Annotated in this window: 26 protein-coding genes; 8 read left to right on the top strand and 18 right to left on the bottom strand. The window is 73.7% G+C overall.

Annotated features, from left to right (window positions below; translation table 11 throughout):
* Nucleotides 1–35 precede the first annotated feature (35 nt).
* Nucleotides 36–758 (bottom strand): GGDEF domain-containing protein, encoded by a 723-nt coding sequence (locus ACME2J_RS04590; RefSeq protein WP_495543697.1) that lies wholly within the window; start codon nucleotides 756–758, stop codon nucleotides 36–38.
* Nucleotides 759–887: 129 nt separating this feature from the next.
* Nucleotides 888–1,883 (bottom strand): alpha/beta hydrolase, encoded by a 996-nt coding sequence (locus tag ACME2J_RS04585; protein WP_495543696.1) that lies wholly within the window; start codon nucleotides 1,881–1,883, stop codon nucleotides 888–890.
* Between the two features lie 84 nt (nucleotides 1,884–1,967).
* Between ACME2J_RS04585 and ppc the strand changes: the two genes are divergently transcribed.
* Together ppc and ACME2J_RS04575 are read left to right on the top strand one after the other, a co-directional pair.
* Nucleotides 1,968–4,694: a phosphoenolpyruvate carboxylase gene (gene ppc / locus ACME2J_RS04580; RefSeq protein WP_495543695.1), complete on the top strand. Its 2,727-nt coding sequence runs from the start codon at nucleotides 1,968–1,970 to the stop codon at nucleotides 4,692–4,694.
* 39 nt (nucleotides 4,695–4,733) lie between these two features.
* On the top strand, nucleotides 4,734–4,940 hold the full coding sequence (locus ACME2J_RS04575; RefSeq protein ID WP_495543694.1) for a hypervirulence associated TUDOR domain-containing protein: 207 nt from the start codon (nucleotides 4,734–4,736) through the stop codon (nucleotides 4,938–4,940).
* 91 nt (nucleotides 4,941–5,031) lie between these two features.
* On the opposite strand, the gene ACME2J_RS04570 is transcribed toward ACME2J_RS04575, so the two are convergent.
* The 3 genes from ACME2J_RS04570 to ACME2J_RS04560 form a co-directional block, all read right to left on the bottom strand.
* Nucleotides 5,032–6,567, bottom strand: coding sequence for a S8 family serine peptidase (locus ACME2J_RS04570; RefSeq protein ID WP_495543693.1), 1,536 nt, complete (start codon nucleotides 6,565–6,567; stop codon nucleotides 5,032–5,034).
* A gap of 110 nt (nucleotides 6,568–6,677) precedes the next feature.
* On the bottom strand, nucleotides 6,678–7,058 hold the full coding sequence (locus ACME2J_RS04565; RefSeq protein ID WP_495543692.1) for a hypothetical protein: 381 nt from the start codon (nucleotides 7,056–7,058) through the stop codon (nucleotides 6,678–6,680).
* Nucleotides 7,059–7,276: 218 nt separating this feature from the next.
* Nucleotides 7,277–7,492, bottom strand: coding sequence for a hypothetical protein (locus ACME2J_RS04560; protein ID WP_495543691.1), 216 nt, complete (start codon nucleotides 7,490–7,492; stop codon nucleotides 7,277–7,279).
* 405 nt (nucleotides 7,493–7,897) lie between these two features.
* On the opposite strand from ACME2J_RS04560, the gene ACME2J_RS04555 reads away from it, so the two are divergent.
* Nucleotides 7,898–8,611, top strand: coding sequence for a class I SAM-dependent methyltransferase (locus ACME2J_RS04555; RefSeq protein WP_495543690.1), 714 nt, complete (start codon nucleotides 7,898–7,900; stop codon nucleotides 8,609–8,611).
* 52 nt (nucleotides 8,612–8,663) lie between these two features.
* Here ACME2J_RS04555 and ACME2J_RS04550 read toward each other — a convergent pair whose 3' ends face one another.
* Nucleotides 8,664–9,257, bottom strand: a complete 594-nt coding sequence (locus ACME2J_RS04550) for a TetR/AcrR family transcriptional regulator (protein WP_495543689.1) — start codon at nucleotides 9,255–9,257, stop codon at nucleotides 8,664–8,666.
* 41 nt (nucleotides 9,258–9,298) lie between these two features.
* Between ACME2J_RS04550 and ACME2J_RS04545 the strand changes: the two genes are divergently transcribed.
* Complete coding sequence (locus ACME2J_RS04545; protein ID WP_495543688.1) at nucleotides 9,299–10,810, top strand: flavin-containing monooxygenase; 1,512 nt, start codon at nucleotides 9,299–9,301, stop codon at nucleotides 10,808–10,810.
* Nucleotides 10,811–10,861: 51 nt separating this feature from the next.
* Here the strand turns inward: ACME2J_RS04545 and ACME2J_RS04540 are convergent, their stop codons facing one another.
* The 3 genes from ACME2J_RS04540 to ACME2J_RS04530 are packed head-to-tail and all read right to left on the bottom strand — an operon-like array spanning nucleotide 10,862 to nucleotide 13,624.
* Nucleotides 10,862–11,320 (bottom strand): hypothetical protein, encoded by a 459-nt coding sequence (locus ACME2J_RS04540; RefSeq protein ID WP_495543687.1) that lies wholly within the window; start codon nucleotides 11,318–11,320, stop codon nucleotides 10,862–10,864.
* Nucleotides 11,317–11,910, bottom strand: coding sequence for a VOC family protein (locus ACME2J_RS04535; RefSeq protein ID WP_495543686.1), 594 nt, complete (start codon nucleotides 11,908–11,910; stop codon nucleotides 11,317–11,319). The genes ACME2J_RS04540 and ACME2J_RS04535 overlap by 4 nt, the downstream gene beginning before the upstream one ends.
* Nucleotides 11,911–11,962: 52 nt before the next feature.
* Entirely contained in the window at nucleotides 11,963–13,624 is a 1,662-nt protein-coding gene (locus ACME2J_RS04530) for an HD domain-containing phosphohydrolase (protein ID WP_495543685.1), read from the bottom strand.
* Nucleotides 13,625–13,786: 162 nt separating this feature from the next.
* Between ACME2J_RS04530 and ACME2J_RS04525 the strand changes: the two genes are divergently transcribed.
* The 3 genes from ACME2J_RS04525 to ACME2J_RS04515 all read left to right on the top strand — a co-directional run bounded on the left by ACME2J_RS04525 (nucleotide 13,787) and on the right by ACME2J_RS04515 (nucleotide 15,325).
* Nucleotides 13,787–14,479 (top strand): enoyl-CoA hydratase/isomerase family protein, encoded by a 693-nt coding sequence (locus ACME2J_RS04525; protein WP_495543684.1) that lies wholly within the window; start codon nucleotides 13,787–13,789, stop codon nucleotides 14,477–14,479.
* A 74-nt stretch (nucleotides 14,480–14,553) separates the two neighbouring features.
* The gene (locus ACME2J_RS04520; protein ID WP_495543683.1) at nucleotides 14,554–14,850 is read left to right on the top strand and encodes a DUF4242 domain-containing protein; all 297 of its coding nucleotides are present in this window, start codon (nucleotides 14,554–14,556) and stop codon (nucleotides 14,848–14,850) included.
* A 70-nt stretch (nucleotides 14,851–14,920) separates the two neighbouring features.
* Nucleotides 14,921–15,325 carry a PaaI family thioesterase gene (locus ACME2J_RS04515; RefSeq protein WP_495543682.1) on the top strand — a complete coding sequence of 135 codons (405 nt, stop codon included), beginning with the start codon at nucleotides 14,921–14,923 and terminating at the stop codon, nucleotides 15,323–15,325.
* 67 nt (nucleotides 15,326–15,392) lie between these two features.
* On the opposite strand, the gene ACME2J_RS04510 is transcribed toward ACME2J_RS04515, so the two are convergent.
* The 8 genes from ACME2J_RS04510 to ACME2J_RS04475 form a co-directional block, all read right to left on the bottom strand.
* The gene (locus ACME2J_RS04510) at nucleotides 15,393–16,772 is read right to left on the bottom strand and encodes a hypothetical protein (RefSeq protein WP_495543681.1); all 1,380 of its coding nucleotides are present in this window, start codon (nucleotides 16,770–16,772) and stop codon (nucleotides 15,393–15,395) included.
* A 301-nt stretch (nucleotides 16,773–17,073) separates the two neighbouring features.
* Nucleotides 17,074–18,306: a tyrosine-type recombinase/integrase gene (locus tag ACME2J_RS04505; RefSeq protein WP_495543680.1), complete on the bottom strand. Its 1,233-nt coding sequence runs from the start codon at nucleotides 18,304–18,306 to the stop codon at nucleotides 17,074–17,076.
* On the bottom strand, nucleotides 18,303–18,458 hold the full coding sequence (locus ACME2J_RS04500) for a hypothetical protein (RefSeq protein WP_495543679.1): 156 nt from the start codon (nucleotides 18,456–18,458) through the stop codon (nucleotides 18,303–18,305). The genes ACME2J_RS04505 and ACME2J_RS04500 overlap by 4 nt, the downstream gene beginning before the upstream one ends.
* A complete protein-coding gene (locus ACME2J_RS04495; RefSeq protein ID WP_495543678.1) occupies nucleotides 18,455–18,667 on the bottom strand; it encodes a hypothetical protein in 213 nt (70 codons plus the stop codon). The genes ACME2J_RS04500 and ACME2J_RS04495 overlap by 4 nt, the downstream gene beginning before the upstream one ends.
* A 169-nt stretch (nucleotides 18,668–18,836) precedes the next feature.
* A complete protein-coding gene (locus ACME2J_RS04490; RefSeq protein WP_495543677.1) occupies nucleotides 18,837–19,535 on the bottom strand; it encodes a hypothetical protein in 699 nt (232 codons plus the stop codon).
* Nucleotides 19,532–19,801 carry a hypothetical protein gene (locus tag ACME2J_RS04485; RefSeq protein WP_495543676.1) on the bottom strand — a complete coding sequence of 90 codons (270 nt, stop codon included), beginning with the start codon at nucleotides 19,799–19,801 and terminating at the stop codon, nucleotides 19,532–19,534. Before ACME2J_RS04485 ends, ACME2J_RS04490 begins: the two co-directional genes overlap by 4 nt.
* Nucleotides 19,798–20,181 (bottom strand): hypothetical protein, encoded by a 384-nt coding sequence (locus ACME2J_RS04480; RefSeq protein WP_495543675.1) that lies wholly within the window; start codon nucleotides 20,179–20,181, stop codon nucleotides 19,798–19,800. Before ACME2J_RS04480 ends, ACME2J_RS04485 begins: the two co-directional genes overlap by 4 nt.
* Nucleotides 20,178–20,531 (bottom strand): hypothetical protein, encoded by a 354-nt coding sequence (locus tag ACME2J_RS04475; protein WP_495543674.1) that lies wholly within the window; start codon nucleotides 20,529–20,531, stop codon nucleotides 20,178–20,180. Before ACME2J_RS04475 ends, ACME2J_RS04480 begins: the two co-directional genes overlap by 4 nt.
* A gap of 217 nt (nucleotides 20,532–20,748) precedes the next feature.
* Here ACME2J_RS04475 and ACME2J_RS04470 point away from each other — a divergent pair, with 217 nt between their 5' ends.
* Nucleotides 20,749–20,961, top strand: coding sequence for a hypothetical protein (locus ACME2J_RS04470; RefSeq protein ID WP_495543673.1), 213 nt, complete (start codon nucleotides 20,749–20,751; stop codon nucleotides 20,959–20,961).
* A gap of 264 nt (nucleotides 20,962–21,225) precedes the next feature.
* On the opposite strand, the gene ACME2J_RS04465 is transcribed toward ACME2J_RS04470, so the two are convergent.
* Entirely contained in the window at nucleotides 21,226–21,609 is a 384-nt protein-coding gene (locus ACME2J_RS04465; protein WP_495543672.1) for a hypothetical protein, read from the bottom strand.
* Between the last annotated feature and the right edge of the window lie 4 nt (nucleotides 21,610–21,613).

Genomic DNA, 21,613 nt, shown 5'->3' with positions numbered 1-21,613 from the left:
CGCGCGCCGGGCGGTCGAGCGGCGGGCGGGACCGGTCAGCCGGACCGCGTCGCGCCGCGCGGCCGCGTGGCGATGAGGTCGGCGTCGGCGCGGCGCATGAGCGACTCGGCGTCGTCCCGGGGCGCGAGGCCCGCGAACCCGACGGCGATCGGCGCCCCCGCGCCGGCGAGCTCCGCGCGGATCTCCGCGATCCTGCCCTTCGCGTCCTCGAGCGTCGCCGACGACATGACGCAGAGGAACTCGTCGCCGCCGACACGCACGACGAGGTCGTACGGGCGCAGACGCTGCCGCAGGACGCGCACGACGGTCCGCAGCATCTCGTCCCCAGCGTCGTGACCCCGGGTGTCGTTGACGGCCTTGAGTCCGACGAGGTCGCAGAAGGCGACGGTGAGCGGCACGCCGCTGCGACGCGCACGGCTGATCTCGGCCGCGAGGTCGGTCAACCCTGGTCCCCGAGACCGGGCGCCGGTGAGCACGTCCGTCTCGCTCGCCGTCACGCGCTCCGCGAGCGCGCGCATCTCGTCGTCCGCCATCTCGCGATCATGCGCCGCGCGAGCGCGGTCCTCGGCCGCTGCGCGGCGCGACTCCGCCGCGAGCTCGATGATGCGGCGGATGATCGGCCCGCCCCGCCGCCCTCGCGAGCGCCAGGCGGCCTCGAGCTCGTCGGCTTCCCAGTCGCGGCGCTCCGCGCGCTCCTCGGACTCGCGCGCGAGCGCGTCCCGGCGGGCCCAGCGGTCCCGCCGACTCGCCGTCGGCAACGTCTCCGGGTTTTCCGACACGCCAGCGCTCATGTGTGTCTTTACCCGGCCCCCCGCCGCCACGACCGCGGATGTGGGTCGTCGGCGGGAGCTGGACGAATGTCGGGGAGCGCCGGGCGGCGCTGCCCCTCAGGTGCCGACCGCGACGTCGGCCACGGCGCGCAGGCCCGCGCGAAGCGCGTCGACGGCCTCGTCGCCGCAGGCGCGCGCTCCCGGGTCGATTCGCAGCGAGGCGAACCCGTGCGGCATGTCGTCGAAGCGCCGGACCTCGACGTCGACGCCCGCCTCGCGCGCCATCTCGCCGAAGCGCTCGCCCTGATCGCGGAGGATGTCCATCCCCGCGGTCGCGATGTACGTCCGCGGGAGCCGCTCGAGGGCGTGCGACTCGATGACGCTCATGCGCGGGTCCAGCTGGGCACGTGGGCTCGGGGCGTAGTGGCCGATCATGTCGCGGATCGACTGGCGCGAGAGGAGAGGGCCCTTCGCGAAGTGCGCCGTCGACGGGTAGCGGTCCATGTCGGCGTCGACGAGCGGGTAGATGAGCCACGCGAACGCGGGCTTGCGCTCGTTCGTGTCGAGGTGGAGGCAGACCGCGGCCGCGAGGTTGCCGCCTGCGCTGTCGCCCCCGACCGCGATCCGCGCCGGGTCGACGCCCAGCTCGTCGGCGTGCGCGACCGCCCACCGGTACGCCCCGCGCGCGTCGTCGAACGCCGCAGGGAACGGGTGCTCGGGCGCCTTGCGGTAGCCGACCGCCAGGACGCGGCACCGGGCACGGGAGGCGACGGCACGCAGCGTGGGCGCGTGGCTGTCGAGGCTCCCGACGACCCAGCCGCCGCCGTGGAAGTAGACGAGCAGGCCGTCCTCGGGGCCGGCGCCCTGCGGCTCGTAGAGCTTCGCCGGCACGCCCGGCCCGCCCGCGACGTCGAGCGTGAGGTCGCGCTCGCTGACGTCCTGCGGGCGCGGACCGCCGATGAGGTTGAAGGTCGCGTCGAGCGCCTTGCGCAGCGGGTCGAGCGGCCGGCGCGCCGCGACCTCGAGGAAGATCGTCGAGCCGGCGCACAACGCCGCGAGCGAGACGCTGAGGCGCTGTCCGTCGGCGGTCTTCAGTCCGGAACGCGAGCTCATGGCCTCACCCTACCCACGAGCCCTCACCCGATGCGAGGGGAGCAGGCCATGACGAGGCCCGGCCGACCTGCGAGGGTCCCGCCGATGGGAACGCGCACGTTCCGGGACGACCGCTCCCTCCTCCTCGACGTCTTCCGCGAGGTCGTCGAGCTCGCCGAGGGACCCGACGCCCTCGCGCTCCACGAGCGCGCCGTCGAGCTGGCGCGCGCCGCGCGCGCCGGGGAGGCGACCGCCGACGACGATCTCGCCGCGCTCGTCGCCTCGCTCGACGCGCGCGCGGCCGAGGTCCTCGTCCGCTCGCTCACCCGCTGGTTCCAGCTCATCAACCTCGCCGAGGACAACGAGCGCATCCGGCGCATGCGGGCGCGGGAGGCGAGGGAGGCGCCGGCGGCGCGGCGCGGCTCGGTCCGCGATGCGATCGAGCGGCTGCGGGACGACGGCGTCGGCGCCGACGCGGTCCGCGCGCTCCTCGACCGCGCCGAGATCCGCCTCGTTCTCACCGCGCACCCGACCGAGGTCCGCCGCCGCACGACGCTCGAGAAGCTCTCGCGCGTCTTCGGGGTCCTCCGCGACCTCGACGAGCGCCCCGCGCTGTCCCCTGCCGTCGCCCGCCGCCGCCTCGCTCCGACCGTGCAGGAGCTGTGGGCGAGCGACGAGCTGCGCGCCGTCTCCCCCACGGTCCTCGACGAGGTGCGCACGGGGCTCGTGTGGTTCATCACGACGCTCGCCCGCGAGGTGCCCGAGGTCTACCGCGACATCGAGGAGGCGCTCGGCGACGTCTATCCCGACGCCGGCCCCGGGGTGCCCCCTCTGCTCGCGTTCGGCTCGTGGATCGGCGGCGACCGCGACGGCAACCCGTTCGTCACGCCGGAGGCGACCGCCGAGACGCTCGACGTCATGCGCGAGCAGTGCGTCCGCTTCCTCGAGCACCGGGTCGAGATGCTCGCCGGCCGGGTCTCGCTCTCCGAGCGGCTCGCCGGCCCTGCCGAGGGGCTCGACCGCGTCCTCGCCGATGGCGAGACGCGCTTCCCCGCGCTCGCCGCGCGCCTCGCCGAGCTCAACCCCGAGGAGCCGTACCGCCGCGCGTTCACGTTCCTCCGCGAGCGGCTGCGGGAGACCCTCGGCCGCCGCGTCCACGCCTACCGGTCGCCCGCCGAGCTGCTCGCGGACCTTCGCGAGATCGAGTCCTCGCTGCGCGCGGGGGCCGGCGCGATCACCGCGGGCGGCGACCTCCACGACGTGCTGCGGCAGGTCGAGGTCTTCGGCCTGCACTTCGCGCGGCTCGACGTCCGCGAGCACGCGGGGCGCCACCGCGCGGCGCTGCACGAGATGCTCGCCGAGCTCGGCGTCTGCGAGGACTACGCCGGCCTCGACGCGGACGAGCGCGTCGATCTCCTCTGCGAGCTCATCGCCGACCATCGGCCCGTGGTCCCGGAGGACCTCTCCGGCTTCGAGGAGGACACCCGGACGGTCGTGCGCGCGTTCCGCACCGTCCGCGACCTCCTCCGGGGCGAGCACCCGGGCGCGATCGAGTCGTACGTCATCTCCGGCACCGAGGGTCCCGCGGACCTCCTCGAGGTGCTCCTCCTCATGAAGGAGGCGGGGCTCGCGCGCGCCGGGGGCCGCGACGCGGAGCTGCGGATCGTCCCGCTCTTCGAGGCGGCCGACACGCTTCGCGGGGCCGCGGCGACGATGGACGTGCTCCTGCGCCGTCCGGAGTACCGCGAGGCCCTGCGGGCCGTCGGCGACGAGCAGGAGGTGATGATCGGCTACTCCGACTCGAACAAGGACGCCGGCTACGTCGCCTCCGGCTGGACGACCTACCGCGCGCAGGAGGAGGTCGCCGCGGTCCTGCGCGAGCACGGCGCCTCGTGGCTCTTCTTCCACGGACGCGGCGGCGCGCTCGGCCGCGGCGGGGGGCCGACGAACACCGCGGTCCTCGCGCTCCCCGCCGGCACCGTCGGCGGGCGGCTGAAGATGACCGAGCAGGGCGAGGTCCTCGCGGCGAAGTACGCCGTCCCGGAGGTGGCCCATCGCGAGCTCGAGCTCACCGTGAGCGCCGCGCTCCTCGCCGCCTTCCGCCCGCCGCCGGCGCCCGACGCCTCGCACGCGGCGCGCTACGGCGACGTCGTCGCGCGCATGGCGGAGGTCTCCGAGCGCGAGTACCGCGACCTCGTGCACGGCGATCCGGACTTCGTGCGCTTCTTCGAGGCGGTGACCCCGATCGACGAGGTCTCGCGGCTCCAGGTCGGGTCCCGTCCGGCGCGTCGCCGCGCCGGCGGCGGGATCGAGACCCTCCGCGCGATCCCGTGGGTCTTCTCGTGGACGCAGGCGCGGATCGTCCTCCCCGCCTGGTTCGGGCTCGGGACGGCGCTCGCCGACGCGCGGGAGACGGTCGGCCTCGACGTCTTGCGCGACATGGAGCGCACATGGGGGTTCTTCGGCGGGCTCCTCGCGAACGCGGGCATGGCGCTCGCCAAGGCCGATCTGCGCATCGCCCGCCGCTACGTCGACCTCTGGGAGCTCGAGGAGCCGCGGGAGCGGATCTGGTCGCGCATCACCGACGAGTTCGAGCGCACGCGGGCCGAGCTGCTCGCCGTGCGCGACGAGGAGCGGCTGCTCGACCGGGCCCCGGTGCTCCAGGCGTCGATCGACCGTCGCAACCCCTACGTCGATCCGCTGAGCTTCCTCCAGATCGAGCTCTTGCGTCGCCGACGGGCTGCGGCGACCGGCGGGATGGCCGACCCGCTCGCGCGCGTGAGCCTCCTCACGCTCAACGGCATCTCCGGCGGGCTGAGGAACACCGGCTGACCGGGCGCCCGCGCGCTCGCGCTCCGGGTAGGCACCGCCATGCCCGAGTTCAAGCCCGGAGACAAGGTGAAGTGGTCGTCGCACGGCGGTGAGGCCGTCGGTGAGGTGAAGAAGAAGATCACCGAGGACACCCAGGCCGCGGGCCGCACCGTCCGCGCCTCCGACGACGACCCCCAGTACCTCGTGCAGAGCGAGAAGTCCGGCGGTGAGGCCGTGCACCGCCCCGACGCGCTGCGCCGGGCATGAGCCGCGAGGTCGAGCCGAGCGCTCCACCCGGCGCGCCTCGCTCATGAACCGGGGGCACGACTCCCTCGCGTGAGGAGGGTCGCGCCCGGGCTCACCGCGACGGGAGCGCCTTCGACACCTGCTCGCCGCGGATGCGGCGGGCGAGGTCCCCCGTGAAGCTGATCGACAGCTGTCCCCCCTCGGCGGCACGGCCCGTGACGTGCTCCTCGAGGCGCCAGCGGCCGTCGCTGATCCTCGCCTTCCAGCGGTGCAGCACGCGTGTGCCGGCGCCATCGCCGTGCTCGTAGAGGACGTGGACGACGCCGCGTGCCCGCCGGGAGATCGTGCCCGCCACCCGCAGATGCCCGTCGGCGAGGGAGGAGGACGTGCGGCGGAGGTCCGCGCGGCGCCTCGCCGCGCGGGCCTTCAGCTCGGCCGGCCACACGGCCGCGCTGCCGCCGTAGCCGATGCGGACGATCGCGGTGCTCGCCGAGCGCATCGCGGACGGAAGCCGGGCACTCACCCTCACGGAGCCCGTCTCGGAGATCGGGGCGGTGAGCGCGTGGCTACGGCCACCGGCGCGCACGGTGATGCGGACGCGTCCCCTCGCGCGCGACGTGAGGCGGGCGAGGAGGTCGAGGCGGCCGTCGGCGATCGCGGCGCGCTCGAGCCGGAGCTTCGCGGGCGTGGCGGGAGAGGCGGTCGTGCTCCCGAGCGTCGCCACGGCCGCGCCGATGTCGAGCATGCCGGCCCCGTAGGTGAGGTCGACGCCGGGGATGCCGAGATCACGGGCGGTCGTGACGAGCCGGTCGACCGTCGCGCCCGCTCCGAGGCCGTGAGCGCGCAGGAGCGCCGCCGCCGCGGCCACGTGCGGGGTCGCCTGCGACGTGCCCGACATCGTCCCGTACATGCCGTTGAGGGTCGTCGACATGATGCGGTCCCCGGGCGCGACCATGTCGACACGGGTGCCGTAGTCGCTGTAGTGCGCGAGCTGTCGCTGCTCGTCGACGGCGCCGACGCAGAGCATGCGCCGGCTCGTGATCGGCTGGGCGCAGAGCGGGAGGCTGAAGTTCCCGGCGGCCGCCACGACGACGACTCCCGCGTCCACCGCGCGGTCGATCGCCGTCACGATCGGCGAATCGAGCGCGTAGCGGAGCGCGGCGTCCGGCCCGGGGCTGAGCGAGAGGTTGACCACCTGAGCGCCCGCCGCGACGGCCCTGTCGATGCCCTGGGCGACGGCGCTCATCGACCCGTTGTTCGCGGCGTCGAGAACGCGCACCGGGAGGATCGTCACAGCTGGTGCGACGCCCTCGATGCCGATGCCGTTGCCGGCCCGGGCGCCGATGATGCCCGCGACGTGCGTCCCATGGCCGTTCGCGTCCTGCGGCGCGCCGCCATCGACGAGGTCGAGGCCGGCCGCGAGGCCACCGCGGAGGTCCGGGTGGTCGAGGTCGACTCCGCTGTCGACGACGGCGACCGTGACGCCTGCTCCGCGCGGCGTCGCCGGGGCCTCGTCGGCCCGGACCGCGTACATCCCCCACTGGTGGGAGCGAAGCGGATCGTGGGCGGGCGAGCTCGCGGACGCCTGCGCCGGCCAGGCGAAGGCCGCGGCGAGGGCGGCGGACGCGGTGCAGCGGAAGCGGGGCATGCCGCGCAGCCTCGACCCGCGACGAAGGCCAGACGAGAGCGGTTTTCCCTCTTCTGGTGCGAAGACGCCGCCGAGTTCCTGCGGCCAACCCCTGAGGGTGGCGGGCGGGACTACGGCCGGCCGCTCGGCGTGCCGAGCACGACCTCGACGCGCCGCAGCCGCTCGAGGGCGGTCTCCAGCCCGACGTTGCGCTCGTCGAGCGCCTCGCGGACACGCGCGAGCCGATACTCGGCGAAGCGCTCGGGGCTGACCGCGAGCACGCGGGCTGTGAGGCTCATGACGAGCGGCGCGGGCGCTTGGTCGCCGCCGCTGAGGTGCGCCTCGAGGTCCCCGGCGAATCGGCGAGGCTGCGCGACGCCCCCCTCCTCCGCGACGCGGACGACGTCCGCCGCGAGGTCGGCGACCGAGATGCCGCGCGCGACGAGCTCGCTCACCACCACGGCTCGGAACGGCTCGGGCTGCGGCGGCGCGACGTCGACGGGCGGTTCCACGAGCCCCATCTTGCCAACGGCCCTAAGCAGCCGCAAGCAGCGCGCAGGACGGGGCGCACCGACATGCGGTACGCTACGACCTCGCGGAGTCCCACGCCGCCTCGGGACGCCGCAATGTTCTCGGCCCGAGCGCCTGCAGGGGTAGGGACGAAGGCGCCCGGGCCGAGAGCCGCATCCTAGCAAGGGGCCTAGGCAGACCTGGCGCTCGCGCGTTCGGGTCAGTGGTCGCCGGCGGCGCTGATCTGCCCGACGCGACCGCGGGTGAGGCCCGTCGCCCGCGCGACCTCGGCATGCGTGTGGCGCCGCAGTGCAGCTCGGATCGCATCGTTGCGCGCGAGACGGAGGCGCTCGGCCTCGGCGTGCGCGGCGCGGAACAGCTGCTCGGCCTCCGCCGCGGCAGCCAGCTCGGGCGAGGAGCCGTCGGACCGGCTCATGGGAGCGCTCGGCGAGGAGAGGGTGATGGCAGGCGTGCCGGGGACATGATGGGCCTCCGCGCCCGGGGATGGGCGTGCGTCGGATCGCCCCGTGAATCGGCGCGACGGGCGTCGAACTTGAGCCTGCATTGGTGCCTCATCGAGACGTTCCCCCTGACACGGGCGCGCACCTCGCGCGCCCTTCCGTCACGAACGGCTGGACCGGGACGGCTGAACTGTCACCTGCGTGGAGCGAACCCCGACGTTCACTTTAACGGCCTTTGCGACGCCAGCCGGAATTCCGGACCCCCGTGCTGCCCGCGCTTCTTCGCGCGGAGACCGCCCCGGCGGTGACACGCCGCTAGTGTGCCCGTCGGTCACCGCACGGGCCGGCCCCGCACCCCCGACGGAAGGCAGAGCATGCAGGTGAGACTCAGCACGGACGACGGCCTCTCCCAGACGGAGGAGACGCTCACCGTCGTTCACGACGACGGACGCGAAGAGACGATGCGCCTCCACGAGTACGACCGGGTGTACGCGATCCCCGGGCTCTACGAGCACGTCGTCTACGAGCGGCTCGAGTGCCTGTCGGCGCGCATCCTCGCCGACCGCCTCGTCGAGCAGGTGGCCGCGGACGGCGGCTCGCCCGCCGACCTCCGCGTCCTCGACCTCGGCGCGGGCAACGGCGTCGTCGGCGAGGAGCTCCGCGAGCGCGGGGTGACCGGCACGCTCATCGGCCTCGACCCGACGCCGGCGGCGAAGCCCGCGGCTGAGCGCGACCGCCCCGGGCTCTACGCCGAGTTCCTCGCGACGACCCTCGACGAGGCGGACGTCGAGCGGCTCGTCCGCACCTACGACGTCAATGCGATCGTCGGCGCCGGTGCGCTCGGCATGGGGCACATGAGCCGCGAGGAGATCGAGTCGGCGTGGAACGCGCTGCCGGCCGGCTCGTACCTCGCGGTGACGTTCCACGAGGACGTCATGACCTCCGAGGGCGAGGAGCTCCACGAGTTCGTCGAGGACCTCCGCAAGGGCGAGGACGCGACCGACGTGCGCGTCCTCGAGCGCTTCCGCCACCGCCTCAGCATGTCGGGCGGCGAGATCTTCTACTACGTGCTCGTCGCGCGCCGTTCCGAGTAGGAGCGGCGGGGCCGGCCCTCCGCAGCTCCCCGCTCGTCGAGCTCGACGGCGCTCAGGCTCCCGCAGCGGCCGCGAGGTCGCGGACCGCCTCGTCGCGCACGCGGGTCCAGGTCACGGCGAGCTCGTCGCGGCGGCCGCCGGTCGTCCAGAGGAGGGCGATGCCGCGGACGGTGTTGACGAGGACGTCGGCACGGGCCTCGATCTCGGGGGTGGAGCGGCCGACGATCTCGGCGACGCTCTCGCGGACCCGCGCGTCGACGCGCGTCTCGAGGTCGCGCACGTGCGGCAGCAGGCGCGGGTCGGTCCGCGCGCCGACGTAGACCTCGAGCGCGGCGACGAAGACCTCGCCGGTGAAGACGCCCCACAGCTCGTCGAGGCCGTGCTCGATGCGCGCCCGGAGGCTCGCCGCGGCGTCGACGCGGGCGGAGAACGAGGCAGCGATGCGGCGTGAGATCTCGTCGATCGTGTCGACGACGAGGCTCTGCTTGTCCGGCCACTGGTGCGTGAGGGCGCCGCGGGACAGCCCGGCCCGCTCGCAGATCGCGCCGATGCTCGTGCCGGCGTAGCCGCGCTCGACGAGGCAGCCGATCGTCGCCGCGATCGCCTTCTCGCGCGTCGTCGCGCTGCGTGCGGCCTGTGTCGCCATGGTCCTAGACTACAGAACGCCCGTTCTGTAAGTTGTGCGGCATGCGTGAACCGAAGGTCGCCGTCATCGGCGCGGGCATGTCCGGCATCTGCGCCGCCGCGAAGCTGAAGTTCGCCGGGGTCGAGGACGTCGTCGTCTACGAGAAGGCCGACCGCATCGGCGGCACGTGGCGCGAGAACACCTACCCGGGCCTCAGCTGCGACGTCCCGTCGCGGTACTACAGCTACACGTTCGCCCCGAACCCGGACTGGACGCACGTCTTCTCCCCCGGCGGCGAGATCTTCGACTACCTCGACCGCGTCGTCGACGACCTCGGGCTGCGGTCGAAGATCCGCTTCGCCTGCGAGGTGGACGAGGCGACGTGGACCGACGAGGGCCGCTGGCGGGTGCGCACCACCGACGGCGACGAGGCCGACTACGACTTCCTCATCTCCGCCTCGGGCGTCCTCCACCATCCGAAGACCCCGGAGATCCCCGGCCTCGAGGACTTCGAGGGCGCGTCCTTCCACTCCGCGCGCTGGGACCACTCGGTGCCGCTCGACGGCCGCAGGGTCGCCGTCATCGGCACCGGCTCCACGGGCGTGCAGATCACGAAGGCGCTCGCCCCGCGCTGCCGCGAGTTCAAGCTCTTCCAGCGCACGCCCCAGTGGATCATGCCCGTCCCCAACCCCGCCTACCGGCGCTCGACCAGGCGGCTCCTGCGCCGCTTCCCGGCGCTCAACCGCGTCTGGGGCCGGCTCGCCTACCGCTTCTGGCAGCAGTACTTCGAGCGCGTCTTCTGCACGGCGGTCATCAAGCCCGGCTGGCAGCGGTCCTCCGTCGCCCTCGCCGTGAAGGCGCACCTGCGCACGGTGCGCGATCCGGAGCTGCGCCGCCGCTTCACGCCGGAGGACAAGCCGATGTGCAAGCGGCTCATCGTCGCGACCGGCTTCTACGAGGCCTTCCAGCGCGAGGGCGTCGACCTCGTCGACCAGCCCATCGAACGCGTCACGCCGACAGGCATCCGCACCGCGGACGGCGTCGAGCACGAGGTCGACGTCATCGTGCTGGCGACGGGCTTCCACGCGCACCGCTACCTCCAGCCGGTCGAGCTCGTCGGGCCCGGCGGTCTGCGCCTGTCCGACGTGTGGTCCGACGAGCCCCGCGGCTACCGGACGGTCGGGCTGCCCGGCTTCCCGAACACGTTCCTCCTCCTCGGCCCGCACTCGCCGATCGGCAACCAGTCGCTCTTCATGATCACCGAGACGCAGGTCGACTACGTCCTGCAGTGGATCGACGCGTGGCGGCGCGGCGCCTTCGACGCGGCGACGCCGAAGGCCGAGGCCGCCGAGGCCTTCAACGCGGAGATGCGGGAGGCGTACCCGTCGACGATCTGGGTCTCGGGCTGCGACAGCTGGTACATCGGCAAGGACGGCCTGCCCGCGCTGTGGCCGTGGAGCCCGCAGGAGCACCGCGACATGCTCGCGACGCCCATCTGGGCCGAGTGGGACCTCGAGCGCATCGGCGGCCCGGCGGAGGAGCCGGTGGCCGAGCCCGCCGAGTCGACGCCCTGACGGTCGTCCCCTCCCCCGCTCGACGTCGCCCGAGGCCCGGGCCGGGCGACGTCAGGCGGACGGCCCGCCGCCGCCCGCGAGCAGCTCGTCGCGAGCGGCCCACAGCCGCTGCGCGGCGACCACGCCGCCGACGAGCGAGGAGGCGTTGACGACCGCCTCCGCCGCCATCGGGCCGCGCACCGCGCGGTACTTCCCGTGGCGCACGTTGTAGAGGACGTCCATCAGGCCGAGGAAGACCGAGGCGCCGGAGGCCATGAGCCCGAGCGGCAGCGCGCTCGGGTCCCGGCGCCGGCACGCGACGGCCGCCGCGCCCGACATGCCGGCGAGGTAGGCGTCGGCCAGCGGGAACGAGAGCTCGAAGTCGACGTAGCCCGGATCGTCGCTCGTCCGCGCGGAGCCGGCGGCGAACGCCGCCCAGTACGCGGCCGTGCCCGCCGCGCCGAGCGCGTAGACCCCCGCGAGGACGTCGAGAGCGGCGGGGCGCCGGAGGGCGGTCGTGCGGCCTCTCATCCGTCCTCGCGGTACGCCGCCTTCGGCGTGCGGTCCTCCGAGAGCGACCTCTGCGAACGCAGGACGAGCCGCTCGATCGCGTCCGCGACGTGGATGCGATCGATCGCCCGGTCGCCGCGCTCGACGCGGAGGAGGTGCGCCTCGAACAGGACGTCGGTGTGCGTGTGACCGACCGGCGGCTCGAAGCGGTAGGAGGCGAGCTCGATGAGCATGCCCAGCGGATCGGTGAAGTAGATCGAGTCCATGAACCCGCGGTCCTTGGGGCCGCTGTGGCGGATGCCGCGCTCGTCGAGGCGCTCGACGGTCTGGGCGAACGTCGCCTGCGAGATCGCGAGCGCCAGGTGGTGCAGGCAGCCGGGATCGGTCGGCGCGCGCGTCGGGTCGGGTGCGCGGTCCTCCTTCGTGAAGACGGTGATGAGCCGGCCGTCGCCCGGGTCGAAGTAGAGGTGGCTCTCCTCCTCGCGGTCGAGGTTCGGCTGCTCGAACACGAACGGCATTCCGAGCACGCCCTCCCAGAAGTCGATCGAGGTCTGGCGGTCGGCGCCGACGATCGTGACGTGGTGGACGCCCTGGACCTGGAGCTTGCGCATGGCGCGCAGCATCCCCCATGCGGGGGTGGGCGTGGGAGGAGTCCCCCGCGTTCTACGCGTGCCGCTCGGCCCCCCCGCCCGTCATCACGTCCACGTCTGCGAGGACGGTCGCGAAGACGTCGACCACCTGCGCGTCGAACTGCGACCCCGCGCAGCGACGCAGCTCCGAGAGCGCCGCGTCGGGGGTCATCGCCTCGTGGTACGGACGGTCGCTGATCATGGCATCGAAGGCGTCGCACACCGAGATGATGCGGGCGCCGAGCGGGATCCCGTCCCCGGAGAGACCATCGGGGTATCCGCGGCCGTCCATCCGCTCGTGGCTCGACCGGATGAGCGCCGCGGTGTGGGCGAGAGACGGGGCCGCGAGCGCGATGCGCTCCCCGATGAGCGTGTGGCGGCGCATGAACGTCCACTCCTCGTCGGTGAGCGGACCGGGGTTGAGGAGGATGGCGTCGGGGATCGCGACCTTCCCCACGTCGTGGAGCTCGGCGGCCAGGCGGATCGTGTCGACGTCCTGGTCGGGCAGTCGCAGGAGGCGGGCGGTGTGCTCGGCGAGCCGGGCGACGCCGTCGATGTGCTCCTCGAGTCCGACGCCCCGCTCACCGAGCACGCGGACGAGCACGTCGGTGCTCTGCCTGCTCGCCGAGGCGCGGCCCGACGTCTTCTGCCGGTACATGCGCTGATCGGCGAGGGCGAGGGCCTCGCCTGCCGCGGTCGTCTCGCCGGGAAGCTCCACGAGGCCGTACGAGCAGCCGACGCTGAAGCCCTCGCCGTCCTCGGTGAGCGCGGCGGCGGCGAGCCGCGCGAGTGCGTCGGCCCCTTCGGGCCCCGGCACGGCGAGCAGGCAGAACTCGTCGCCACCCATGCGATACGCGGTGCCGAAGCCCTCGACGGTCGTCGCGAGACGCCGACCGAGGCGCGCGAGGAGGGCATCCCCCGCCGGGTGGCCGTAGGTGTCGTTGTAGACCTTGAAGCCGTCGAGGTCGAAGACGACGAGCACGCGCCGCTCCGCCTCCGACAGCCGCTCGAGCGCAGTGGCGAGGTCGTCCCGCAAGGCGCGCAGGTTGCCGAGCCCGGTGAGGGCGTCCGTCGTCGCCTGCTCGCTCGTCACCTCCAGCAGACCACTGACCTCCGCAGCGAGCTTCTCGGCGTCCTCGCGCGCCATCGAGGCGCGGCGGACGAAGAACGCGAAGGCGAGAAAGAGAACGCCGATCGCGGTCGCCGACCCGTAGAGAGCTCCGTCGAGAGCCTGATCGGCGTGAGCGGCGTACCGGTCGCGTGCCGCGTGGAGCGCGATGCGGACGCGCTCGGCATGGGTCCACGCGACGCCGGCGGCATCGCTCGCGCGTGCCGCCTCCCCGGCCTGCGCGAGGGGGATGATCGTCCGCAGCGGGATGAGCATCTGCCGGAAGGGCCGGTCGATCCGCGCGAGCTCGCGGTCGGCGACGTCGTCGCGACGGAGATCAGCGAGGGCTCGCGCGAAGTCGGCGGCTGCGGCGTCGAACTGCACGCGGGCGCTGTCGCGGGAGCTGTCGTGTCCGGGGGTCCCGAGCCACGGGATGTCCTGGATCTCCTCGAGGTGGACCTCGAGCGCCGCGAGGTGCATCTGCCCGTCCCTGCCGTCCCGCGCCACGGCTTGGAGAAGCACCACAGCGGCCACTGCGCCCAAGGCGAGCGCGAAGAGCGAGAGAAGCAGGATCCGGGTGCGTCGCATGGCGAGGTCCTTCCGTGAGCGGGTCGTCCATCTGAAGGCCCTGCCCGCAGATGTCTCCAGCCTTATCGGCGACGCACGTCTCACAACTTGAGCGCATTCCCCCGACCTGTCCGGGTGCTCGAACCTCCCTCCGTTCCGCTGCGCGCGTGGGAGCATCCGCACGTGACCGACCCGCCGCTCATCGCCCAACGCGACGGCGCCCTCGCGACGCTCACGCTCAACCGGCCGGAGAAGCGCAACGCGCTCTCGATCGAGCTGCGGGAGCTCCTCGCCGATGCGCTCGACGGGCTCGCCGCCGACGATGGCGTCCACGTCGTCCTCCTCACCGCGGCCGGCTCCGCGTTCTGCGCGGGTGTCGACACGAGCGAGTTCGGCGGCGACCGCCCGCACCGGGAGCGGCTCATCACGAGCAGCGCGCGGGCGTTCGGCGGTCTCGCCGACTTCCCGAAGCCGGTCGTCGCCGACGTCCAGGGCCCCGCACTCGGAGGCGGCATGGTGCTCGCATGCCTCTGCGACGCGCGCGTGGTGGGGCGGGATGCGGGCTTCGGCTTCCCGGAGGTCGCGCGCGGCATCCCGCCGAGCGGCGCCGCGGCGCGCGCGGTGCTGCCCGAGCCGATCGTGCGCGATCTCTGCCTCACGGGCCGGACCGTGCACGCCGAGGAGGCCGCGCGACTCGGCCTCGCGACCCGGCGCGGCGACGGCACCGCCGCCCGGGCGGTCGCCGAGCACATCGCCAGGCTCCCGACGTCCGCGACGTGGGCCGTCAAGCGCCGCGCCCTCGCGGCGGGCACCACGACGTGGCGCGCGCAGCTCGAAGCAGAGCTCGAGGAGCTGCGCGCGGCGCTGCTGGGATGACGGCGACGGGGGCCACGTTGACCACCTGCCCGGGCAGGAGTAGCTTCGGACCACTACGAGACAGGAGCGGTCCCATGCAGACCTACGTGATCCTTCGACGCAACGGGTGGAAGTCGGGGGAGGAGCTCGAGGCGGCCGCCGCCCGCTCGAAGCAGGTCGGCGACGACGAGATGTCCGACGACATCCGCTGGATTTGCTCCTACGTCCTCGACGAAGGCTCGGGGCCACTCGGCACCGTGTGCATCTACCAGGCCACGAGCGCCGAGGCGATCCGCGAGCACGCGCAGCGCGCCGGCCTCCCGGTCGACGAGATCGTGCCCGTGGCCGACACGGTCGTCGTCCGGCCCGACCCGGAGCCCGCCGCCGCCTGACCGGGCGGAGGGGTTCCGCGTCGTCGCTCGTGCGCGCCCGAAGGCGACCGAGCCTGCGACCATCGGCTGCGTGGAAGACGAGAAGGAGCGCATCGGCCCCGGCCCGTTCGCGGCGCACCTGGGGTTCCGGGTCCTGCGCGCGGACCTCGAGGGCGCCGTCGTCGAGGCCGACCCCGCGCCGGAGCACCTCAACGGCGGCGGGATCGTCCACGGCGGCTACCTCACCGCCCTCCTCGACAGCGCGACCGGATGGGCGGTCCACGCCCACGTCCCGACCGGCGTCGCCGCGCCTCACGTCCAGCTCAGCGTGCAGTACGTCAGGGCCGCCGTCGCGGGCGCGACGCTCGTCTGCCACGGGCGGTGCGTCCAGGCGGGCCGCCGCATCGCGTCCGCCGAGGCGGAGATCACGCAGGACGGCCGCGTCATCGCGCGCGCGGTGACGAGCCACGCGGTGCTGGGTCCACCGCCGGGGTGACCGGGCCGGGTCCGGCGGGCGGGGAGCGGCGCCGTGCTGCCCGACCGGACCCCGGCGGGCACCGTCGTCACGCCTGGTAGGTCTCCACGTCGACGGCCTCGTTGCCCTTGAGCCCTTCGTTGAAGGTGGTCAGCTCGTACGTCTCGTGGTCGAGACCGAACATCACCCGTGACGGGGTGCTCGACGCGTGGAACAGCGCCGCCCACCGCTGCTGCTGCTCGTCCACGAAGGGCTCGAGGTCGAAGACCTCGAACCCCTTGGCCCGCAGGTCGGTCTGGGACTTCTTCACCGTGACTTCGTCGCCGACGACGAGGACGTAGCCGCCCGGAGCCGTGTTGACGATGCCCGCCCACAGTCGCTTCCCGTCCGCCAGGTAGGTGCGGATACGTTCCAGGCGCGTGCCCATCGGCAGCTGGCTCGCCGCCCACGTCGCCAAGCCCTCGAACGTCCGGTTGGTCAGCATCTGGCTGATGCCCTCGCCGGGACGCCAGACGCCCACCCAGCGCCGCGTCCCTCCCTCCATGAAGGTGAGCAGGTCGGTCATCCGCCACTTCTCGCCGACGAGCTTCCCGTGCAGCGCTCGGATGCTGTCCTCATCGCCGACCTCCATCCGGCTGCCGACCGCGGACGACCCGTCCGGACGCTCGAAGTAGCCGCTGAACAGCCGCTGTCCGTGTCGAGCGTGCGTGTCGACGCGGTCCAGCTCCAAGCCGTTCTCGAAGTGCGTCTTCCACGCCGCCAACAGGTCTGCCCAGCTCACGTCGCGGACCGCGATCGTGTCCTCCTCGTCGTCGCGCCAGACCGCGGAGCGACGAACCCGGTCGACGGAGAGCGGCTGACCTCCGGTGCAGCCGGCGAGGCTCCCGAGGAGGCCCTGCAGGGTGAGCACGGTGTAGTCGAGCACGTACCTCCCACCCTCTCCGACCATGACCGTCTGCCTCCGGCCGGGCTCTGCGGTGATCTGCACGGGCGTCAGGTGGTCGTCATTCCCGGTGAAGAGCGTGTCGTCGTCGTCGACCATGTCGACCTGGAGACTTCCGAGGAAGGGGACCGGCAGCTGCCCGTGCTCGTAGGTGTCCTCGCCCTCACAGTTGTTCAGCGAGATGTCCGGCACGTGCAGCGGCGTCGCGGGAGGCTGGACGTTGGCGCCGACGAGGTCGAGCAGGAAGCTGTCGCCGAAGCCCTTGAGCTGCCCCATGACCGACGCGATGTCAATCCCTGTAGCGGCGACCGGAGAGAGCGTGAGGCTCAACTCGTCGCCGCCCACGTTGTCGGTCGTCGCCTCGCAGACGATGGTGTGGAGATCGTAGAACCGCAGTGCCAGCGCCGCGCTGGCCGCGTCCTGCGTGAGCGTCCCGACGATCGCGGAAGCCGCCGAACCGGCGACCTCGACGATCTGCTCCTGCAACTCGTTCAGCAGGCCGCATTCGGTGGCCTCGGGGCTCACCCCGTCGTCAGCTCCGAGCAGTGCGCCGAGCTCGTCGACGAGCGCCGCGAGATCCGTCTTGTCGATGGGCATGAGGCGACCGTCGCGGAGCGTTCGAACCGCGGTCAAGGAAGTTCAGGGCAGACCCTGAGGCGGTTCAGGGCTGGCCCTGACGAGTGCGAGCGAGTGGGTTGCGCGGGGCGCGATTCGGGGCCCTGGGCGAGATCCCACGAGGAGATGGAGAAGGGCCCTCCGTCGAGGGCCCTCCGCTGCATCGGGGAGACAGGATTTGAATCCGACGCCCCAGAGTGACGTCCCGTATCTATGCGGCTCTGCGGTGTTCTGAGGTGCTCTCAGGCATGCCGGACGCGGGCAGGTTGGTACCCGGGGTACCAATCGCCCGGGGGTCGGCGGCGACGAAGTAGGCGCCGAGCCGGACGCCGTCCTCGTGAGCCGGCGCGTGCATCGCGTAGATCTCGGTCGTGCTCGTTGACTGGTGCCCCATCCACTGGGCGATGGTCGCGAGCGGGACGCCGTTGCGGGCGCACGTAGTGCCGAAGGTGTGCCGCAGGTCGTGGAAGACGAAGCCGGGGTCGATCCCGGCCGCCTTCTTCGCCGCCTGCCAGCGCCGGTAGCGCGGCGTGCCGGCGAGCCGTTCGCCGGTGCGGGGGTCGGCGAAGACGAGGTGACTCGGCCGCGTCCACGGCGACACGGCGCGCAGCGCTTCCAGTGCTTCGGAGACCTGCGGGGCGAGCGGGACGCTGCGCTGTCGCCGACCCTTCGTGCTGCTCACCTTCGCACCCGAGTAGGCGCGCACGACGCGGAGGCGACCATTGGCGAGGTCGACGGACTCCCATCGCAGGGCGAGGAGCTCGCCGGTCCGTAGGCCGGCCATCGTCGCGGTGGTGTACAGGGCTCGATCGACGGCGGCGTAGGCGCCGTCCGCGACGGCCGAGAGAAGGTCGTTCACCTCGTGCGGCTCGAGGAAGCGCAGCTCCTCGGCGCCGGCCTCCTCAGGATCGGGGAGGTCGACGCCCTTCGACGGGTTCAGGCCGATCCATCCGCACGCCACGGCGTAGTTGAAGAGCCCGGCTACGAACATCACGAGGTTGCGGACACTCTTCGCGGCGAGGCCGCGGCGCTCGAGGTGCGCGACGAACGCGGCGACGTCCTCGCGCCGGATGCGGGCGATGGCGCGGTCGCCGAAGAACGGGCCGACGTGAACGCGGACGTAGCTCGCGTACTCGGCGCGCGTCCGATCCTTGAGCCTGCGCCCGCGGTCGGCGTCGTACCGCTTCCACAGGTCGGCCATCGTCTGTGCCGACTCGCGGCGCCCGGTCCCGTGCGAGTCGGTCGCGTGCGCTGCGATGAGCTCGCGCAGGCGCGTCTCGGCGTCGGCCTTCGTCATGCCGTCGGCGCGGCCGTGCGAGCGCTTGGGACCGATCCGACGCTTGACCTGGGCGCCGTCGTGGCGCCACTTCCCGTACCAGACCTCCCGGTCGCGAGCGTCCCTCCGCACGAAGAGCGATCCGGTGCCGTAGCTGCGGCGGCTCATCGCGCGTCCCCCGTGTGCGGGGCGGGCTCCGTGTCGCGCGCGGGGCGGTCGCGGACCTCCACGACGAAGACGTGCCCGGGGTGCTGGTGGGCGAGGAGTCGCTCGAGGGTGCGCGCGGCGTTGTGGAGGTGCGCGTCGTGCGTCGTGCTCATCGCTCGTGCTCCGAGGCTCGCCGCTCACCCTCGGCGGCGCCTGCCTGCATCCGAGCGTGGAGGGTGCGCAGCTGGTCGCGGGACGCGTCGGTGAGGCTGTCGGCGTCGCGGGCGAGGACGTCGGCGACGATGTCGGCGACGACCTCGCAGAGTTCCGCGACATCGCGCAGTGTCGCCGCGGTGTCGCGGCTAGGGTGTCGGTCGGCCATGAGGGTTCCTCTCGTGGTCCAGGGGCCGGGGTGTTCGCGCACCGCCGGCCCCGCTTGTGGGTTCGGCGGTCGATCCTACGCTCCCGGCGAGCGCGGCGCGACCCGCACGAGGCGGCGGGCGCGCCGTCGCCTAGGCCCCTATGCGCTGCGCTCGGGGTCGCCTAGGCCCCTATGCGCTGGGCTCGGGGTCGCCGAGGACGCGCAGGGCGCCGAGGACGGCGCCGAGGCGCATCGGCTCGCCGTTGGGCCCGCGGAGCCCGGGCAGCGCGCCGCGACGCTTCTCGGGCAGGAAGCGGCCGCGCTCGGGGCCACCGTCGAGCCAGTCGAGCGTGGCGCGGGCCTCGGCGAGCGCCGAGACCTCGCTCTCGAGCGCGTCGATGATCTCGGCGAGCTTTGTGCGGTGCGCGTCGACCTGCTTGTGCAGCGCGGCCTCCCAGCGCTCGCGGCCGTCGCCGAAAACGGCCTGCAGGTCGTCGAGGGCCTGGGTGGCGGCGAGCGCGGTCGCGTCGGCGTGCCGGCGAGCCTGCACGATCTCTTCGTCGGCGTTGCGGGTGTGCTGCTGACCGGGGTCGGGCTTGCCGGCGCGGATGGCGGCGGCGTAGGCCTGCTCGTCGGCGGCCAGCGCGGTGCCGCGGCTCTGCTCGAGATCGGCGGCGCGCGCGTCGGCGGCCTTCGCCTCGCCGACGAGGCGCGTGTACTCGGCTGCGGCCTTCGCGATCGGCTTGTCGCTGATCGTGGTCGGGAGGTTCACGGTGCGAAGGCGCTGGTGGCGCTGACGGCGCGTGACGGCCGGGTCGGTCTTCGCCGCGGCGCGGCGCGCGTGCTCCCGGCGGACGTCGAGGGCGGTGTGCGGGGTGGTCGTGCTCATGGTGCGGGGTCCTCCTGGTCGGGGGTGGTGTTGTTGTCGATGACGGCGCCGAGGAGCGCCTTGAGGTGGGCGTGCTGCTCTTCGCTCGACGCGAGGTCGGCGAGGTCCTCGGCGAAGACGAAGGTCCGGCCGGTGGCCGCGGCGAGCTCGACGAGGAGCCCGCGGAGCTCGGCGAGCGCTTCGGCGCGGGCGTAGCCGCGCGCGTTGGCCTCGCGCTGCTCGGTGAGCTGCTCGTCGGCCCAGGCGATGACGTCGTGGGGGCTCATGCGGCGTCGCCGAGGACGTCGCTCGATCCGATGACGCCGCGCAGCTCGCCGTTGGCGGCGGCGCGTAGCGCGTCCTCGAGGTCGGCGGTCGGGCTGCGGTCGTGGTGGCTGGCGCGGCCCTCGCCGCTGCCGCCGTCGAACGAGCCGGCGCGGCGCAGCGCAGCCTCGCGCGCCTCGCGGTCGGCGGTCTCGCGCTCCTGCGCGGCCCGCCGGGCGTTCTCATCGAGGGCGCGTGCGAGCGTCGCGTCCTGCTCGCGCTCGCGCCGCTCCCGCTCGGCCTGGTCGCGCTGCTCCTGCGCGGCCTGCGCGTCCGCGCGCGCCTCGGGGGATGTCTGCCGGCCCGCGCGGCGGCGGATCTCGTCGTCCATCGTTCGGCTCATCGGTTCGGGTCCTCCTCGGTCGTCATGTGCGCCGCAGCGGATCCGCGGTGAACCCACGGGCGACCGTCGGTCTCGAGCCACGCCGAGCGGGCGCGCTCGGCCGCGGCGCGCGCGTTGACGCCGCGGACCTCGAGCTCGTCGAGGAGCGCGGCGAGCCGGGCGGGCGTCGGCACGTCGAGATCCTGCGTCGCCGCCCGTGCGTTGAGGACGGCGCCGCGGAGCGTCTCGTCGGGCGGGTCGGAGGCGAGGCCGGTGCGCTCGACGCAGCGGATCGCGTAGTCCGCGGCGGCGATCTCGCGCTCGTCGAGGACGTCCCGCGGCGGGGAGAGGTCGCGGCGCCTGCGAGGCATCGGCGGATCTCCTGCGCGCGGCGAGCTCGTCGCGGCGGTCCCAGCGGGCCCGCGCGGCCTTTCGGCCGCGAGCCGACGCGAGCGAGCGCTCGACCCCATCGGCGTCGGTGAGGTCGAAGCCCGAGAGGAGGCGGTAGAGCGCCAGCCGGCCCTGCCGGACCTCGCCGACGATCTGCGACAGGCGCGGCTGGCCCTTCGATCCGCTCACTACGACGCCGTGCTCGGCGAGCGCGCCCTCGAGCGCGGCGACGTCGTCCGCCTGCCGACACGCGAGTGTGAGGATCGCGGCCTCGCGCTCGTCGAACTCTTGGTCGTCGTCGAGCGCGTGGTGCAGTTGCCGCCACAGCGCTCGGCCGGCCGCGCCGAGCCCCTTCGGAGCGCGCGGGATACGCCGCTCAGGCATCGACGCTCCCGGGAAAACCGGCCGTGACCGCAGTGCACGCACCGCGAGCCGCCCCCCTGCGCGGTGCGCTCCCCGCCTCGAGGGGGTCCACCCCCGGGGGTCGATGAGGGCCCCGACGAGGGTGGATGACGGCCTTCGGGTTCCGTACACGGTCGCTGGTGCTAACCACGGCGGTGCGCTCCGGGCGTCGAGGGGAGCCCTCCCCAGGGGGCTCCGGCGACCGCCGCGCCCCGCGAGGAGGTGACGCGGGGACGCGGCGGTCGTTCACGCGGCCATGACGCGCGCCGAAGTTCACGTGGCCTTGTCCCATCCGAGTCGGCGGCGGGCCTCGGCCTCGGCCTTCGCCTGTCGCTCGGCCGCGGCCTGCGCGTCCCACTCGCGCAGGACGGCGCGCGTCTCGTGCTGCAGAGCGAAGCGGTCCTGCTCGCGCTGGGCCTGCTCGTCGAGCTCGGCGCGGCGACGAGCCGCGAGGGCGTCGAGCTCCTCGAGCTCGTCCTGGTGGCCGTGGAAGGCGAACGCGACGACACGCGCGTCGAACGTCTTGCGCGGCGGATCGCCGCGGCGTTCGGCGGCGTGACGCGCGCGCCAGCGGATCTGGCGTGCCTCATCCTCCTCGCGCTCGCGATCCTCGGCCGACCGGAACATCTTGCGGGGCGTGACGGTGTGCTGAGTCATGGCT

It is taken from the genome of Paraconexibacter sp. (genome assembly GCF_059438195.1).
This window is presented reverse-complemented; position numbering and strand designations above follow the sequence as displayed.